The organism is Streptomyces johnsoniae (assembly GCF_031845565.1).
GTDB classification, from domain to species: domain Bacteria; phylum Actinomycetota; class Actinomycetes; order Streptomycetales; family Streptomycetaceae; genus Streptomyces; species Streptomyces johnsoniae.
On record NZ_JAVREV010000013.1, the window covers coordinates 26,534 to 41,567 of the forward strand.

General features: G+C 71.9%; 13 protein-coding genes. 9 read left to right on the forward strand and 4 right to left on the reverse strand.

Translation table 11 applies throughout. The features are described from left to right. The first annotated feature begins 11 nt into the window (after positions 1-11). Together RM779_RS22075 and RM779_RS22080 are read left to right on the forward strand one after the other, a co-directional pair. Complete coding sequence (locus RM779_RS22075; RefSeq protein ID WP_311619487.1) at positions 12-521, forward strand: SseB family protein; 510 nt, start codon at positions 12-14, stop codon at positions 519-521. Between the two features lie 77 nt (positions 522-598). After that, complete coding sequence (locus RM779_RS22080; RefSeq protein ID WP_311619488.1) at positions 599-1,558, forward strand: pirin family protein; 960 nt, start codon at positions 599-601, stop codon at positions 1,556-1,558. A gap of 18 nt (positions 1,559-1,576) precedes the next feature. On the opposite strand, the gene RM779_RS22085 is transcribed toward RM779_RS22080, so the two are convergent. After that, the gene (locus RM779_RS22085; protein WP_311619489.1) at positions 1,577-3,679 is read right to left on the reverse strand and encodes a SpoIIE family protein phosphatase; all 2,103 of its coding nucleotides are present in this window, start codon (positions 3,677-3,679) and stop codon (positions 1,577-1,579) included. 150 nt (positions 3,680-3,829) lie between these two features. On the opposite strand from RM779_RS22085, the gene aspS reads away from it, so the two are divergent. Beyond that, complete coding sequence (gene aspS, locus RM779_RS22090; protein ID WP_311619490.1) at positions 3,830-5,599, forward strand: aspartate--tRNA ligase; 1,770 nt, start codon at positions 3,830-3,832, stop codon at positions 5,597-5,599. 28 nt (positions 5,600-5,627) lie between these two features. On the opposite strand, the gene RM779_RS22095 is transcribed toward aspS, so the two are convergent. From RM779_RS22095 to RM779_RS22105, 3 genes are all read right to left on the reverse strand, one after another. Continuing rightward, a complete protein-coding gene (locus RM779_RS22095; RefSeq protein ID WP_311619491.1) occupies positions 5,628-6,155 on the reverse strand; it encodes an SgcJ/EcaC family oxidoreductase in 528 nt (175 codons plus the stop codon). A gap of 151 nt (positions 6,156-6,306) precedes the next feature. After that, a complete protein-coding gene (locus RM779_RS22100; protein WP_311619492.1) occupies positions 6,307-6,825 on the reverse strand; it encodes a tellurite resistance TerB family protein in 519 nt (172 codons plus the stop codon). Positions 6,826-6,908: 83 nt separating this feature from the next. Further along, positions 6,909-9,158 carry a heavy metal translocating P-type ATPase gene (locus RM779_RS22105; RefSeq protein ID WP_311619493.1) on the reverse strand — a complete coding sequence of 750 codons (2,250 nt, stop codon included), beginning with the start codon at positions 9,156-9,158 and terminating at the stop codon, positions 6,909-6,911. Between the two features lie 176 nt (positions 9,159-9,334). On the opposite strand from RM779_RS22105, the gene RM779_RS22110 reads away from it, so the two are divergent. From RM779_RS22110 to RM779_RS22135, 6 genes are all read left to right on the forward strand, one after another. Next, positions 9,335-10,114 carry a class I SAM-dependent methyltransferase gene (locus RM779_RS22110; RefSeq protein ID WP_311619494.1) on the forward strand — a complete coding sequence of 260 codons (780 nt, stop codon included), beginning with the start codon at positions 9,335-9,337 and terminating at the stop codon, positions 10,112-10,114. 154 nt (positions 10,115-10,268) lie between these two features. Further along, complete coding sequence (locus tag RM779_RS22115; RefSeq protein WP_311619495.1) at positions 10,269-10,841, forward strand: NADPH-dependent FMN reductase; 573 nt, start codon at positions 10,269-10,271, stop codon at positions 10,839-10,841. 111 nt (positions 10,842-10,952) lie between these two features. Beyond that, positions 10,953-11,972, forward strand: a complete 1,020-nt coding sequence (locus tag RM779_RS22120; protein WP_311619496.1) for an ATP-binding cassette domain-containing protein — start codon at positions 10,953-10,955, stop codon at positions 11,970-11,972. Next, positions 11,969-12,847 carry an ABC transporter permease gene (locus tag RM779_RS22125; RefSeq protein ID WP_311619497.1) on the forward strand — a complete coding sequence of 293 codons (879 nt, stop codon included), beginning with the start codon at positions 11,969-11,971 and terminating at the stop codon, positions 12,845-12,847. Before RM779_RS22120 ends, RM779_RS22125 begins: the two co-directional genes overlap by 4 nt. Positions 12,848-12,967: 120 nt before the next feature. Beyond that, entirely contained in the window at positions 12,968-13,630 is a 663-nt protein-coding gene (locus tag RM779_RS22130) for a response regulator transcription factor (protein WP_311619498.1), read from the forward strand. Next, complete coding sequence (locus tag RM779_RS22135; protein ID WP_311619499.1) at positions 13,627-14,910, forward strand: sensor histidine kinase; 1,284 nt, start codon at positions 13,627-13,629, stop codon at positions 14,908-14,910. The genes RM779_RS22130 and RM779_RS22135 overlap by 4 nt, the downstream gene beginning before the upstream one ends. Positions 14,911-15,034 lie beyond the last annotated feature (124 nt).

Genomic DNA, 15,034 nt, shown 5'->3' on the forward strand with positions numbered 1-15,034 from the left:
CTCTTTCTCACATGTACGGCTACGACCAGCCGGGCTACACCGGCCAGCAGCCCTACGGGGTCCAGCAGCCTCCCGCCGCCGCCGGGTACGGCGGCCAGCAGCTCTACCCCGAGCAGCAGCAACAGCAGCAGCCGCCCGCCGCCGCCGGAGCGGCGGCCCCCGCGCCGCCCACGCTGGTGGACGCGCTGCGGGCGTACACCTCGGGCGCGATGTCGAGCGAGGAGTTCCACGACATCTTCCTCGGCGCCAAGATCTACTGCCCGCGGGGCGAGAATCCGGGCTTCCTGGCGCTGCACAACACGCAGCAGCCGGTGATCCCGCTCTTCACCTCGCTGAAGGAGCTGCGCCGCTACGCGGGCAAGGAGTCGCGGTACTTCACGGTGACCGGTGGCGAGGTGCTCGACCTGCTGCCGGGCGGCTACGGCTTCGCGCTCGACATGGAGGGCGAGCACCGCCTCGTGCTGGACGCCAAGTCCGTGGAGGAGATGGTCGATTACACGATGCGCCGACTCTACGGCTGACCCCGGGGGGCGGGCGCCCCTCGACAGACTGTTAAGTATTCAACTAACCTGTGGGCAGTCGCCGAGGAGGACCGCACATGCCCGCGATCACCGTCGAGAACCCGCTGACCCTGCCCCGCGTCGCCGCACCCCCGCCGGCCGCCCCCGCCCGGCCCGTCCGCGCCGTGGTCACCGCCCCGGCCGGCTTCGAGGGCGAGGGCTTCCCGGTACGCCGGGCGTTCGCGGGGATCAACTACCCGCACCTCGACCCGTTCATCATGATGGACCAGATGGGCGAGGTGGAGTACGCGCCCGGGGAGCCGAAGGGCACCCCCTGGCACCCGCACCGGGGCTTCGAGACCGTCACCTACATCATCGACGGGGTGCTCGACCACCAGGACAGCCAGGGCGGCGGCGGCACCATCACCAACGGCGACACCCAGTGGATGACGGCCGGCTCCGGGCTGCTCCACATCGAGGCGCCGCCCGAGTCGCTGGTCATGAGCGGCGGCCTCTTCCACGGCATCCAGCTCTGGGTCAACCTCCCGGCCAGGGACAAGATGACGGCCCCCAAGTACCAGGACCTGCGCAGCGGCAGCGTCGCCCTGCTCACCAGCCCCGACGGCGGCGCCCTCATCCGTGTCATCGCCGGCGAACTGGACGGCCACCGCGGCCCCGGCGCCACCCAGACCCCCATCACCCTCATCCACGCCACCCTCACCCCCGGCGCCGAGCTGACCCTCCCCTGGCGCGCGGACTTCAACGCCCTCGCCTACGTGCTGGCCGGCCGCGGCTCCGCGGGGCCCGACCGCCGCCCCGTCCACACCGGCCAGACCGCCGTCTACGGCGCGGGCTCGTCGATTACCGTCCGCGCGGACGAGCAGCAGGACGCCAACGCTCCCGACCTGGACGTCATCCTCCTCGGCGGCCAACCCATCCGCGAACCCATGGCCCACTACGGCCCGTTCGTCATGAACACCCGCGAAGAGCTTCACCGGGCCTTCGACGACTTCCAGAAAGGCCGCCTCGGCACCATCCCCGCCGTTCACGACGCCTGAACCCGCCCCCGGCCGGTCTCAGGACGGGTCCTCAAGGGGCTCCTCGCGCAGTTCGAACCAGGTCGTCTTGCCGGCGCCGCGCGGCGCGTAGCCCCAGGCGTCGGCCAGCGACTCCATCAGCAGCAGCCCCCGCCCCGAGGAGGCCAGCTCCCCCGGCTGCCTCGGGTGCGGCGGCTGGTCGCTCGGGTCGCTGACCTCCACCCGCAGCTGCCGGTCCCCCGGGCGCCCGCTCAGCTCGGCGACCAGCAGCGCGTCCCCGTCCGTGTGCGTCAGCACGTTCGTCACCACCTCCGACAGCATCAGGGTGGCGCCGAACACCCGGTCCGGGTCGGTCCAGTCGTGCAGCAGTGACGCCAACTGCCCGCGCGCGTCGGAGATCCGGACCGGCTCCGACTGCGCCACGGTCAGCACCACCCGGCGCACCGGCGCGGCGCCCGGCAGGCCGGTCCTGCGTTCCTCGGGGCGGCGCAGCAGGAGCAGCGCGATGTCGTCCAGGTCCCGGTCCGCCATCGGCGACGAGGTCTGCGGCGGCGCGTTCCCGTGCACCGTCTCGATCAGGCTGTCCGCCAGGTCCTCCAGCTGGAGGCCGCTCAGCCCGGCCACCGCCTTCCGCAGCCGCGCCCAGCCCGAGTCCAGATCGTGCCGCCCGGTCTCGATCAGCCCGTCGGTGCACAGCAGCAGCGTCTCGCCCGGCTGGAGCATCAGCCGGGTCGCCGGGTAGTCGCCCTGGGGCGCGACGCCGAGCGGCAGGCCGCCCGCGGTGGGCCGCATCACCATCGTGCCGTCCTGGAGCACCAGCGCCGGGTCCAGGTGCCCGGCGCGCGCGATGTCGAGGGTGCCCGTGGGCGGGTCGACCTCCACGTACAGGCAGGTCGCGAAGCGGGATTCGCCGAACGCCGCCTCCGGCTCGGCCGTCAGTGCCGCCAGGAACCGGGAGGCCCGCGAGAGCACCGCGTCCGGCCGGTGCCCCTCCGATGCGTACGCGCGCAGCACGATCCGCAGCTGCGCCATGACCGCGGCGGCCCGCACGTCGTGGCCCTGCACGTCGCCGATGATCAGCGCCACCCGGCCGGACGGCAGCGGGATCACGTCGTACCAGTCGCCGCCGACCTGGAGCCCGCCGCCGGCCGGCACGTACCGGCTGGCGATCACCAGGCCCGGCACGCCGGGCGCGGGGCCTGGGCGCATGGTGTGCTGGAGGTCGGCGGACAGCTCGCGTTCCGTGTCCTGGAGGTAGGCGCGCGAGAGCGCCTGCGCGAGCAGGCGGGCGACGGTGGACAGCAGGGACCTGTCCTCGATGGTGAAGCCGACGGCGGCGCGGAACGCGACCAGCCACACGCCGATCGTGCGCCCCGCGACGACCAGCGGGAGGTAGGCCCAGGACTTGTGGCCGAAACGCTCCACGAACGGCCACAGCTCCGGGTAGCTCCCGCGGTACTCCTCCGGGGTCGCCAGGTACACCGCCCGGCCGTCGCGCAGCACCCGCGCCGCCGGATAGTTGGCCGACAGGGGGATCGGGAAGCCGGCGGACACCTCGTCGAAGCGGTACCCGTGGTAGTCGGCGACCTGGACCTGGTCGCCCTCCTGCACGAACACCGCGATGCCGTCCGGCGAGAAGCCGGGCATCGCGAGCGAGGCGGTCACCCGCAGCACGTCCTGGGTGGTGCGGGCCTCGGACAGCGCCTGCCCCGCGTCGAGGAGGAACGCCTCCCGGGCGCGCCGCCAGTCCCACTCGACGGACGACGGCCGGCCCGGCGCCGCGGGCACCTCCGCCACCGTCCCGGCCAGGCCGGACACCACGCCCTCGACGGCCGCCTGTCCCTCCCCGACCGGCCGCAGGCGGCTGCGCACGGTCCGCAGCACGGTGCCGTCGTCGCTGATCACCCGCATCCGCACCTCCGCGACGCGGCCCTCGGCCTCCGCCGCGGCCAGGACGCGCTGGATCTCGATGACATCCTCGGCGGGCACCCGGGAGCGCATCGCGGACTCCGGGACGGTGACCTCTTCCGCGGGCAGATCGAACAGCCGGGCGGCGGTCGCGTCGAGGGTGACGAGCCCGCGGGCGCCGTCCCACGTCCACAGCCCGGTTTCCGTGGCGCCCAGCACGTCCTCGGTGCGCATATTGCCCCACTTTATGGTGCTGTGATCGGCTGCGGCCACCAGTATTGGGCCGGGGCGGTGGGGACGGCGGGCGGCGGTAGTCTGAGAGGCCGCCCCGCACACCCACCGGCGACGTCTCGACGACGGCTCTCAAGACGACTTGGATGAACGATGCATCGGTACCGGTCCCACACCTGCGGCGAGCTGCGCTCCGCGGACATCGGCAAGGATGTCCGGCTGTCCGGGTGGCTGCACAACCGCCGGAATCTGGGCGGCATCCTCTTCGTCGACCTGCGTGACCACCACGGCATCGTTCAGCTGGTCGTGCACCCGGAGGCCCCGGGCAGCCAGGCCGTGGACGAGCGCCTCGGCTCCCTCGCCAAGGAGTCCGTCATCCGCGTGGACGGCCGGGTCGTGGGCCGCGGCGCGGACAATGTCAACCCCGAGCTGGCCACCGGCGACATCGAGATCGAGGTGACGGAGATCGAGGTGCTCGGCACCGCCGAGCAGATCCCGTTCACCATCAACGCCGAGGACGGGGTGAACGAGGAGCGGCGCCTGGAGTACCGCTTCCTCGACCTGCGCCGGGAGCGGATGCACCGCAACATCATGCTGCGTTCCGCCGTGATCGCGGCCATCCGGCGGAAGATGACCGGCCTCGGGTTCAACGAGCTGGCGACGCCGATCCTGTCGGCCACCTCGCCGGAGGGCGCGCGCGACTTCCTGGTGCCCTCGCGGCTGCACCCGGGCACCTTCTACGCCCTGCCGCAGGCGCCGCAGCAGTTCAAGCAGCTGCTGATGATCGCCGGCTTCGACCGTTACTTCCAGATCGCGCCGTGTTTCCGCGACGAGGACGCGCGGGCCGACCGGTCGCCCGGCGAGTTCTACCAGCTCGACGTGGAGATGAGCTTCGTCGAGCAGGAGGACGTGTTCGCCGTCATCGAGCAGGTGATGACGGAGCTGTTCACGGAGTTCGGCGGTGACCGGCACGTCACCTCGCCGTTCCCGCGGATTCCGTACCGCGAGGCGATGCTGGCCTACGGCTCGGACAAGCCGGACCTGCGCGCCAAGCTGCGGTTGACCGACGTCTCCGACATCTTCGCCGGGTCCGGTTTCAAGGCGTTCGCCGACCGGCATGTGCGGGCGCTCGCCGTGCCGGACACGGCCGCGCAGCCGCGGCGGTTCTTCGACCAGCTGGGCGACTTCGCCGTCGAGCAGGGCGCCAAGGGTCTGGCCTGGGTGCGCGTCGGGGAGGACCTGAAGCTGACGGGCCCGATCGCGAAGTTCCTGACGGAGCAGGACGTGGCCGCGCTGCTGGCGCGGCTCGACGCGGGCCCGGGCACCGCCGTCTTCTTCGGCGCGGGCGAGTTCGACGAGGTCTCGAAGATCATGGGCGCGGTGCGGGTGGAGGCCGCCCGCCGCGCCGGGCACTTCGAGGAGGGCGTGTTCCGCTTCTGCTGGATCGTGGACTTCCCCATGTTCGAGCGGAACGAGGACACCGGCGCCATCGAGTTCTCGCACAACCCGTTCTCCATGCCGCAGGGCGGGCTCGCCGCGCTGGAGGGCAAGGACCCGCTGGACGTGCTGGCCTGGCAGTACGACATCGTGTGCAACGGGATCGAGCTGTCCTCCGGCGCCATCAGGAACCACGAGCCCGACGTCATGATCAAGGCGTTCGGGATCGCCGGCTACAGCGCGGAGGAGGTCGAGCGCGAATTCGGCGGCATGCTCCGCGCGTTCCGCTTCGGCGCCCCGCCGCACGGCGGCATCGCCCCGGGCATCGACCGCATCGTGATGCTGCTCGCCGACGAGCCGAACATTCGCGAGACCATCGCGTTCCCGCTCAACGGCAATGCGCAGGACCTGCTGATGGGCGCGCCGAGCACGGTGGACGAGTCCCGGCTGAAGGAGCTGCACCTGAACGTGCGGCGGCCGTCCTGACCGCCGCACGCGCGGGTCTCCGGCCCGTTCAGTCCACGGGCACCAGCGAGGAGTGGTGGTTGACGATCAGCCACTCGCCGGTGTGCGCGTCACGCTCGTAGACGAACGTGTAGCGGGCGTGCGTGTCGTGCCGCTCGCCGGTTTCCGGGTCGGTCAGGTGGAAGGTGTAGCCGCCGGAGTCGACGGCCGCGTGGCGGCCCAGGATCTCGACGTAGGACGCGTCGATCTCGCCGGACGGCTGCTGGCGCAGGAAGTGCTCGAAGTAGTCGACTATGCCTGCGCGGTCGGTGCGTATCACGCTGGAGAGGGTCGGTTCGAGTACGGCGTCGGCCGCGTACAGGTCGGCGACCTGCTCGGCGTCGCCGGTGGCGAGCGCGTCGTTCCACAGCGCGAACAGGTCGCGGATCTCTTTCCCGGTGGGGGCCTGCCGCTGCTGCGCGGAGTGTGCGGGGCGGTCGTCGGGAGCGGCGGCCTGAACGCCGGTGGCCGCGGCAGTGATCATCAGCCCGGCGGCGGCAACGGCCGTCGCGGTACGGGCACGCAAGGAGATGTGCATGCCGCAAGCGTCGTTCCCGAAGGTCAAGAGCTGTGTCGGAAAGGGTAAAGGCAGGCCCGGGTCCGGGTGAGGGAAGCCTCAACTCCGGTGCCCGGACCGTACCTTGCGCCCGGCGTGCGCGCTGTGCGCGCTGTGCGCGCCGGGGACGCTCTCACATGTTGAACTCGGCGGGTGAGAGGCCGAGCGAGGCGCACACCTCCCGGATGATCTGCTGCTCGGCCTGCGCGAAGTAGCCGTCCGCCCCGGCGATGACGATGCCGGTCTGGACGACCGCCCGCGCCTCCGTGGGCTTCTTCTGCACCTTGGCGATCTCCTGGAGCGCCGCGGTCTTGCCCTGCTGGAAGTTGCTCACCAGCTGGTCGACGTGCTTGTTGAACCGCTGCCGCAGCGAGTCCGCCGGGAAGTTCTGCAGGACGTCATTGCTGACGATCAGCGACTCGACGTGCTGCCGCTCGGCCCCGTCGACGGAGCCGTCCGCGGCGGCGACCAGCGCGCACATCGCCATGCTCGCGTCCCGGTACGCGCCGCTCTTCAGCTCCGTCTTCATCGAGGACAGCTGGTTCTTGAACATGCCCACCAGCTGCGCGCCCCCGCCGCTTCCGCCGCTGCTCCCGCTGCCGCTGGAGCCGCTCCGCCCCTTGGCGTCCTTGATCCGGTCCCACATGGACATCGGTGCCACCTCGCTGTCGTCTTCTCAGTGCAACAACCTCAACGTATCCGGTCCGCGGGGTGGTTCCGCCCCGTGCGGGGCGCTCACCGCCCGGTGTCCGCCCGGAAGGTGCGCAGCCGCAGGCTGTTGGCGACGACCGAGACGGACGAGAAGGCCATGGCGGCACCCGCCAGCATCGGGCTGAGCAGTCCCGCCGCGGCCAGCGGCAGGGCCGCCGTGTTGTAGCCGAACGCCCAGAACAGGTTGCCCTTGATGGTGCGCAGCGTCCTGCGGGAGAGCCGGATGGCGTCCGCGGCGGCCCGCAGGTCGCCGCGCACCAGCGTCAGGTCGCCCGCCTCGATGGCCGCGTCCGTGCCGGTGCCCATGGCCAGGCCCAGATCGGCGGTGGCCAGGGCCGCCGCGTCGTTGACGCCGTCGCCGACCATGGCGACCGTGCGGCCCTCGGCCTGAAGGCGCTGGACGACGGCCACCTTCTCCTCGGGCAGCACCTCGGCGATGACCTCGTCGATGCCGACCTCGGCGGCGACCGCGCGGGCCACCGTCTCGTTGTCGCCGGTGAGCAGGACGGGGGTGAGCCCCAGCGCGCGCAGCCGCCGGATCGCCTCCGCGCTGGTGTCCTTGACGGCGTCGGCCACTTCGAGCACGCCGCGGGCCTGGCCGTCCCAGGCCACGGCGATGGCCGTGCGCCCCGCGGCCTCCGCCGCCGCCCTGGCCTCGGCCAGCGGCGCGGGGAGCGGGATCGCCCAGTCGGCGAGCAGCCGTTCGCGGCCCACGAGCACGGCGTGCCCGCCGGCGATGCCCTGCACGCCGAGGCCGGGCACGGCCGCGAAGTCCTCCGGCACGGGCAGCTCGCCCGCGCGGGCGGCGGCGCCCTCGGCGACGGCCCGCGCTATCGGGTGCTCGGAGGCGTGCTCCAGGGCCCCGGCCAGGCGCAGCACCTCGGTCTCGTCCTCGCCGGGCGCGGCGGTGACGCCCACCAGGGTCATGCGGCCGGTTGTGACGGTGCCCGTCTTGTCCAGCAGGACGGTGTCCGCGCGACGCGTATTCTCCAGCACCTCGGGGCCCTTGATCAGGATGCCGAGCTGGGCGCCGCGGCCCGTCCCGACCAGCAGCGCGGTGGGCGTGGCCAGGCCGAGGGCGCAGGGGCAGGCGATGATCAGCACGGCGACGGCGGCGGTGAACGCGGCGGTCAGGCCCGCGCCGTTGCCGAGCCAGAAGCCGAGGGTGGCGACGGACAGGGCGATGACGACCGGCACGAACACCGCGGAGATCCGGTCGGCGAGGCGCTGCGCCGCGGCCTTGCCGTTCTGCGCGTCCTCCACCAGCCTGGCCATCCGCGCCAGCTGCGTGTCGGCGCCGACGCGGGTGGCCTCGACGACCAGCCGGCCGCCCGCGTTGAGCGTGGCGCCGGTGACCGGGTCGCCGGCGGTGACCTCGACCGGAACCGACTCGCCGGTCAGCATGGCGGCGTCGACGGCGGAGGAGCCCTCCACGACCACGCCGTCGGTGGCGATCTTCTCGCCCGGCCTGACCACGAAGTGGTCCCCCGGCCGCAGCTCCCCGACGGGGACGCGCCGCTCGGCGCCGCCGCGCAGGACGGTGACCTCCTTGGCGCCCAGTTCGAGCAGGGCGCGCAGCGCGGCTCCGGCGCGGCGCTTGGCGCGCGCCTCGAAGTAGCGGCCGGCCAGCAGGAAGGCGGTGACGCCCGCGGCGGCCTCCAGGTAGATATTGCCCGCGCCGTCGCCGCGTTCGATGGTCAGCTCGAAGGGGTGGGTCATGCCGGGCATCCCGGCGTCGCCGAAGAACAGCGCCCAGCCGGACCACAGCAGCGCGGCCAGGGTGCCGACGGAGATCAGCGTGTCCATGGTGGCGGCGCCGTGCCTGGCGTTCGTCCAGGCGGCGCGGTGGAACTGCCAGCCGCCCCATACCACGGCCGGTGCGGCCAGGGTGAGGGAGAGCCACTGCCAGTAGTCGAACTGCCAGGCGGGCACCATCGCCAGCACGATCACGGGGGCGGCGAGCACCGCCGTGACCAGGGTGCGGTGGCGCAGTGCGGCCGTCTCGTCCGGCGGCTCGCCGGCGCCGGGCTCCGGCGCGGCGGCCCGGCGCGGCTCCTCGGCGGTGTAGCCGGTGGCCTCGACGGTGGCGACGAGGTCGGCGACGGTGACGCCGTCGCCGTAGGCGACCCTGGCCTTCTCGGTGGCGTAGTTCACGGAGGCGGTGACGCCGTCCATGCGGTTGAGCTTCTTCTCGATCCTGGCCGCGCAGGAGGCGCAGGTCATGCCGCCGATGGCCAGCTCGACCTCGGCGCTGTCGGATGTGGTGGCAGTCATGGGCGTGCTCCTCGACGGTCAGAATACCCCAGGGTGGTATGCCCTCCACCACCTGTATACCCCGGGCGGGTATGGAGAAGCAAATACCCCCAGGGGGTATGTACTGTTCCGTGAAGGCCGGCGTCCGGCTGCGCGCCTTCTGGTCGTGGCGCGGCTTCTGCACCAAGCTGCCCCCCATGCATCTCAAAAGCGCCGGATTGTCCGTGAACCGCGCGAGCATCGCGCACAAGATCCGCTACGCCGCGCGGAATCCGCGCCGCATCGCGCCCTACGCGCGACGCACCGCCAGGGACGCCTGGCTGCGGCTCAAGCATCGCGACCACGTGGCCTATTACCGGGCGGTGATGGCCTCCGATACGAGCCGCGACCCCGACGCGGCCGTCGGCAGCGCCAGCCACGCCCGCTGGCTGGCCCTCGGCGAAATGCAGTTCGCGTACCTGAAGGACCACGGTCTGCGGGCCGAGCACCGCATGCTCGACATCGGCTGCGGCAACCTGCGCGCGGGCTGGCGGTTCATCGACCACCTCGCCCCCGGCGGCTACTACGGCATCGACATTTCCCCGGACATCCTGATCAGCGCCAAGAAGACGCTGGTCACCTACAAGCTCCAGGACAAGCTGCCGCACCTGACCCTCACGCGCGACCTCACGTTCGACTTCCTGCCCGACGCCCACTTCGACGTCGTGCACGCGCACAGCGTCTTCTCCCACTCCCCGCTGTCCGTGATCGAGGAGTGCCTGGGGCACGTCGGCCGCATCCTCGCCCCCGGCGGCTTCTTCGACTTCACCTTCGACCGCACCGAGGGCCACGAGCACCACGTGCTGCGCGAGGACTTCTACTACCGCACGGAGACCCTGGCCGCCCTCGCCGAACGGCACGGTCTGCGCGCCCGCTTCCAGGAGGACTGGGAGAAGCTGCCGCACGGCCAGTCCAAGCTCCGCGTCAGCGCCGGCTGACCCGGCTGACCCGGCTGACCGGGCGCTGAGGCCCGCGGGCCCCGCGGCCCGCGGCGATCCCGCGGGCCGCGCCACGTGCCGCGAGATCCGATCTCGCGGCGGCGCGCCCGCGTCTCGCGCCCTTGGGGTGAGGGACGGACGGGAGGTGACCGCCATGGCGGGGAACGGCGCGGAGCGGCTGCGGGTGGCGCTGATCATCGGCAGCACCCGGGAGGGCCGGGCGGGCGGGCGCGTCGGCCGGTGGTTCGCCGGCCTGGCGCGGCAGCGCGAGGACATCGCGCCCGACGTGCTCGACCTGGCGGACTACGAGTTCCCCGTGTGCTATCCGTGCGCGGCGACGCCGCAGATGCGGCGGTTCACCGCGGCCGTGGCCCGCGCCGACGCGTTCGTCGTGGTCACGCCCGAGTACAACCGCAGCTTCCCCGCCTCGCTGAAGCAGGCCATCGACTACGCCTACGACGAGTGGCACGCCAAACCGGTGGGCTTCGTCACCTACGGCTCGGGCTCGCTCGGCCAGTACGCGGCGGAGGCTCTGCGCCCGGTCTTCACCGAGCTGCACGCCGTGACCGTGCGCAATGGCGTCGGCCTCGACCTGCTGGCCGGCGAGCCGGAGCGGCCCGACGGCGACGGGGGACGGGCCCGCGCGGTCCGCGCCATGCTCGACCAGCTCGTCTGGTGGGGCCGCGCACTGCGCCAGGCCAGGGACCAAAGGCCCTACCCGGTGTGAAACCCGCGAGGAAAAAAGAGAAGGAACCAGCGATGAGACGCCGCGACAATCAAAGTCTTACGAACATACGATCGACCACCGGAACGCGAGCGGAGCACGGAGAGAGCAACGATGAGTGACCACAGGGGCCAGCCGGCCATCGAGACCACAGGACTCGTCAAGACGTTCGGCGAGAACCGCGCGGTCGACGGCGTCGACCTCGTGGTGCCCGCCGGCACCGTCTACGGCGTCCTCGGCCCCAACGGCGCGGGCAAGACCACCACCGTCAGAATGCTCGCGACCCTGCTGCGGCCGGACGCGGGCGAGGCCCGCGTCTTCGGGCTCGACGTGGTCGGGCAGGCCGCCGCCGTGCGCAGCCGCGTGAGCCTCACCGGCCAGTACGCCTCGGTCGACGAGGACCTGACCGGCATGGAGAACCTGGTGCTGCTCGCGCGGCTGCTCGGCCACCGCAAGCCGGCCGCCAGGGAACGGGCCGCGTCGCTGCTGGAGGCGTTCGGGCTGACCGCGGCGGCCGACCGGCAGGTGAAGGCGTACTCCGGCGGCATGCGGCGGCGCCTCGACATCGCGGCGAGCATCATCAACACGCCCGACCTGCTGTTCCTCGACGAGCCGACCACGGGACTCGACCCGCGCAGCCGCAACCAGGTCTGGGACATCGTGCGCGCCGTGGTGGCCCAGGGCACCACCGTGCTGCTCACCACCCAGTACCTCGACGAGGCCGATCAGCTCGCGGGCCGCATCGCCGTCATCGACACCGGCCGCGTCATCGCCGAGGGCAGCCCCGGCCAGCTGAAGTCGTCGGTCGGCTCCGGCTCCGTTCACGTCCGGCTGCGCGAGTCCCACCAGCGCGCCGAGGCGCAGGAACTGCTGACGCGGGTCCTCGGCACGAGCGTGCAGGCCGACGCCGACCCGGTCGGCCTCACCGCCCGGCTCATGCCCGGCGGCCAGGCAGGACCCGCCGAACTGGCCTCCCGCGCCCTGGGCGAACTGGCCGCCGGCGGCATCGTCGTCGACGACTTCTCGCTCGGACAGCCCAGCCTGGACGAGGTGTTCCTCGCCCTCACCGACCGCAACATCGCCGCCGCGGGCGGCACCCACCCGACGGAAGCGAAGCAGGAGGCCGTGGCATGACCACCGCGACCAGCACCAGCACCAGCACCACCGAGGACCGGCCGCAGGACGCGGAGGACACCTACACGCCGACCGCGGAGTCCTTGCGATCCGTGCTCGCCCCCGGGGAACGCCCGCCGCGGCCGAGCGCCCTGTCCGCCTCGCTCACCTTCGGCTGGCGGTCGATGCTGAAGATCAAGCACGTTCCCGAGCAGCTCTTCGACGTCACCGTCTTCCCGATCATGATGACGCTGATGTTCACCTACCTGTTCGGCGGCGCGCTCGCCGGCTCGACCGCGGAGTACCTCCAGTACCTGCTGCCGGGGATCATGGTGATGAGCGTCGTGATGACCACGATGTACACCGGCGTCGCGGTCAACACCGACATATCGAAGGGCATCTTCGACCGGTTCCGCACGCTGCCGGTGTGGCGGCCCGCGGCCATGGTCGGCTACCTGCTGGGCGACATGCTGCGCTACGCCATCGCCTCGGTGGTGATCCTCGTCGTCGGCCTGATCCTGGGCTACCGGCCGGACGGCGGCGTGCTCGGCGTCACCGCCGCGATCCTGCTGCTGATCGGCTTCTCGTTCGCGTTCTCGTGGATCTGGACCATGTTCGGTCTGCTGCTGCGCTCGGAGAAGTCCGTGATGGGCGTCAGCATGATGGTCCTCTTCCCGCTGACCTTCCTGAGCAACATCCTCGTCGAGCCCGAGACGATGCCCGGCTGGCTCCAGGCGTTCGTCGACGTGAGCCCGGTCACGCATCTGGTGGCGGCGGCCCGCGGCCTCATGGACGGCAACACGGACACGGGCGAGATCGGCTGGGTGCTCGTGGCGAGCGCGGTGCTGATCGCCGTCTTCGGCACGCTGACCATGCGCCTTTACAACCGCAAGTGAGCCCGGCGGCGGCCACCGTGGCCCGTTTCCACGGGGGGAACGGGCCACGGTGCGCGGCACCGTGGCCAGGGCGCCGGACGCTTATGCGTCTGTAATCGACTGCCTGATGTCATAAGGCACATGAGGGTTCTGGTAGCCGAAGACCATGCCGTGCTGGCGCGTACCGTCGCCAGGGGACTGCGCCGCGCGTCGATGGCGGTCGACCTCGCCGCGACCGGCGACGAGGCCGAACGCATGTGCCTGCTGACCGACTACGACGTTCTCGTGCTCGACCGCGACCTCCCGGTACTGACCGGGGACGAGGTGTGCCGAAGACTGCGAGAGCTGGAGAACCCGCCCCGCATCCTCATGCTGACCGCGGCCGGCGAGATCGCGGACAAGGTCTACGGACTCGAAGAGCTGGGCGCCGACGACTACCTGGCGAAGCCCTTCGACTTCGCCGAGCTGGTCGCCCGCATCCAGGTCCTGTACCGCCGCGCCCCGAAAAGCCCGCCCGTGGTGCTGCGGCACGAGGGCATCCGGATGGACCGTACGCGCCGCGAAGTGCTCGTCCACGGGCGGCCGGTGGACCTCACGCCCAAGGAGTTCGCCGTTCTCCACGCGCTGCTGGCGTCCCGCGGCGGCCCCGTCTCCCACCGCGACCTCATACGAACCGTGTGGGACGAGAACCTCCCCCCGCGGACCAGCGCCGTCCGTGCCACCGTCAGCCGGCTGCGGGCAAAGCTGGGCGGCCCGGACACCATCGCCGCCGACACCGGCCGCGGGTACCGGCTCACGCCATGAATCGGCGCCGCTGGTGGTCCAAGCTCTCCTTCCGCACCCGGCTCGCCCTCGCGTTCGGCGGCCTGTTCCTGTTGTCGGGCACCGCACTGCTGGCGTTCGTCGTCGTCCTGGCCCGCTATGGGACCGCCTGGCAGACCGCCGGCATCGACTTCACCAAGAACGACGCGCCGCCCAGCGAGGGGATGACGCCGACCCGCGTCGATCCCCCGCCGGGCGCGGGGGGCGAAACGGGTGCGACGGGCGTACCGGATGTGACGGGTGTACCGGATGTGACGGGCGTACCGGATGTGACGGACGCGCCGAACGGGATATCCCTCCAGCTCGTCGACGACACCGCCCAGGCCGTTCAGGACACCGCGTTGCAGCAGATGCTCCTCTGGTCGAGCATCGGCCTGGCCTGCATGACCGTCCTGCTCGTCCTGACCGGCCGGTGGCTGGCGAGCCGCGCGCTCCGCCCCGTGGCCGCCGTCACCGACACGGCGCTGCGGATCAGCGAGACCAGCCTGGACAAACGACTCGACCTGGCCGGCCCCGACGACGAACTGCACCACCTCGCCGACGCGTTCGACTCCATGCTGGACCGCCTTCAGCGCGCCTTCGACAGCCAGCGCCGCTTCGTGGCCAACGCCTCCCACGAACTGCGCACCCCGCTCGCCGCCCAGCGCGCGAGCATCGAAGTCGGCCTGGCCGACCCGCTCCCCGAGCACCTCGCCGAGACCCGTGACGACCTCCTCACCACCAACCGCGAAGCCGAACAGCTCATCGCCGCCCTGATGCTTCTGGCGCGCAGCGAACGCGGCCTTGAGCACACGGAACAGGTCGATCTGGCGGCCACGGCCGACACGGCGACGACCGGACTGCGCCGGGTCGCCGCGGAGAAGGGGCTGACCCTGGACACCAGGTTCCGCGATCCGGCGCGGGTGACCGGCGATCCGGTCCTGATCCGCCACCTCGTAGCCAACCTGGTGAGCAACGCGCTCCAGTACAACCGCGAGGACGGCCGCGTCGAGGTGACGCTCCACGGCGACGCCCTCACCGTCACCAACACCGGCGCACCGATCGCCCCCGACCTCGTCGACGACCTCTTCGAGCCCTTCCGGCGCCTCGGCCAGGACCGCATCGGCACCACAGGACACGGACTCGGACTGTCCATCGTCCGGTCCATCGCGCGGGCACACGGGGCCGAACTGAGCGCGGCACCGGGCCCGGACGGCGGGCTCACGGTCGCGGTCCGCTTCGCCGCGAGCCCGCGAGCCCGCGAGCCCGCGAGCCCGCGATGACAAGCGCATAAGGAAACGGCGAACAGAACCGGTCGCACGCTTACCGTGCTGAACACGGGCCCGGAGTTAGATGAAGTCACGGAACACGGCGAGGGGTTGTGTTCGCGGACGCAAGGAGAAACTC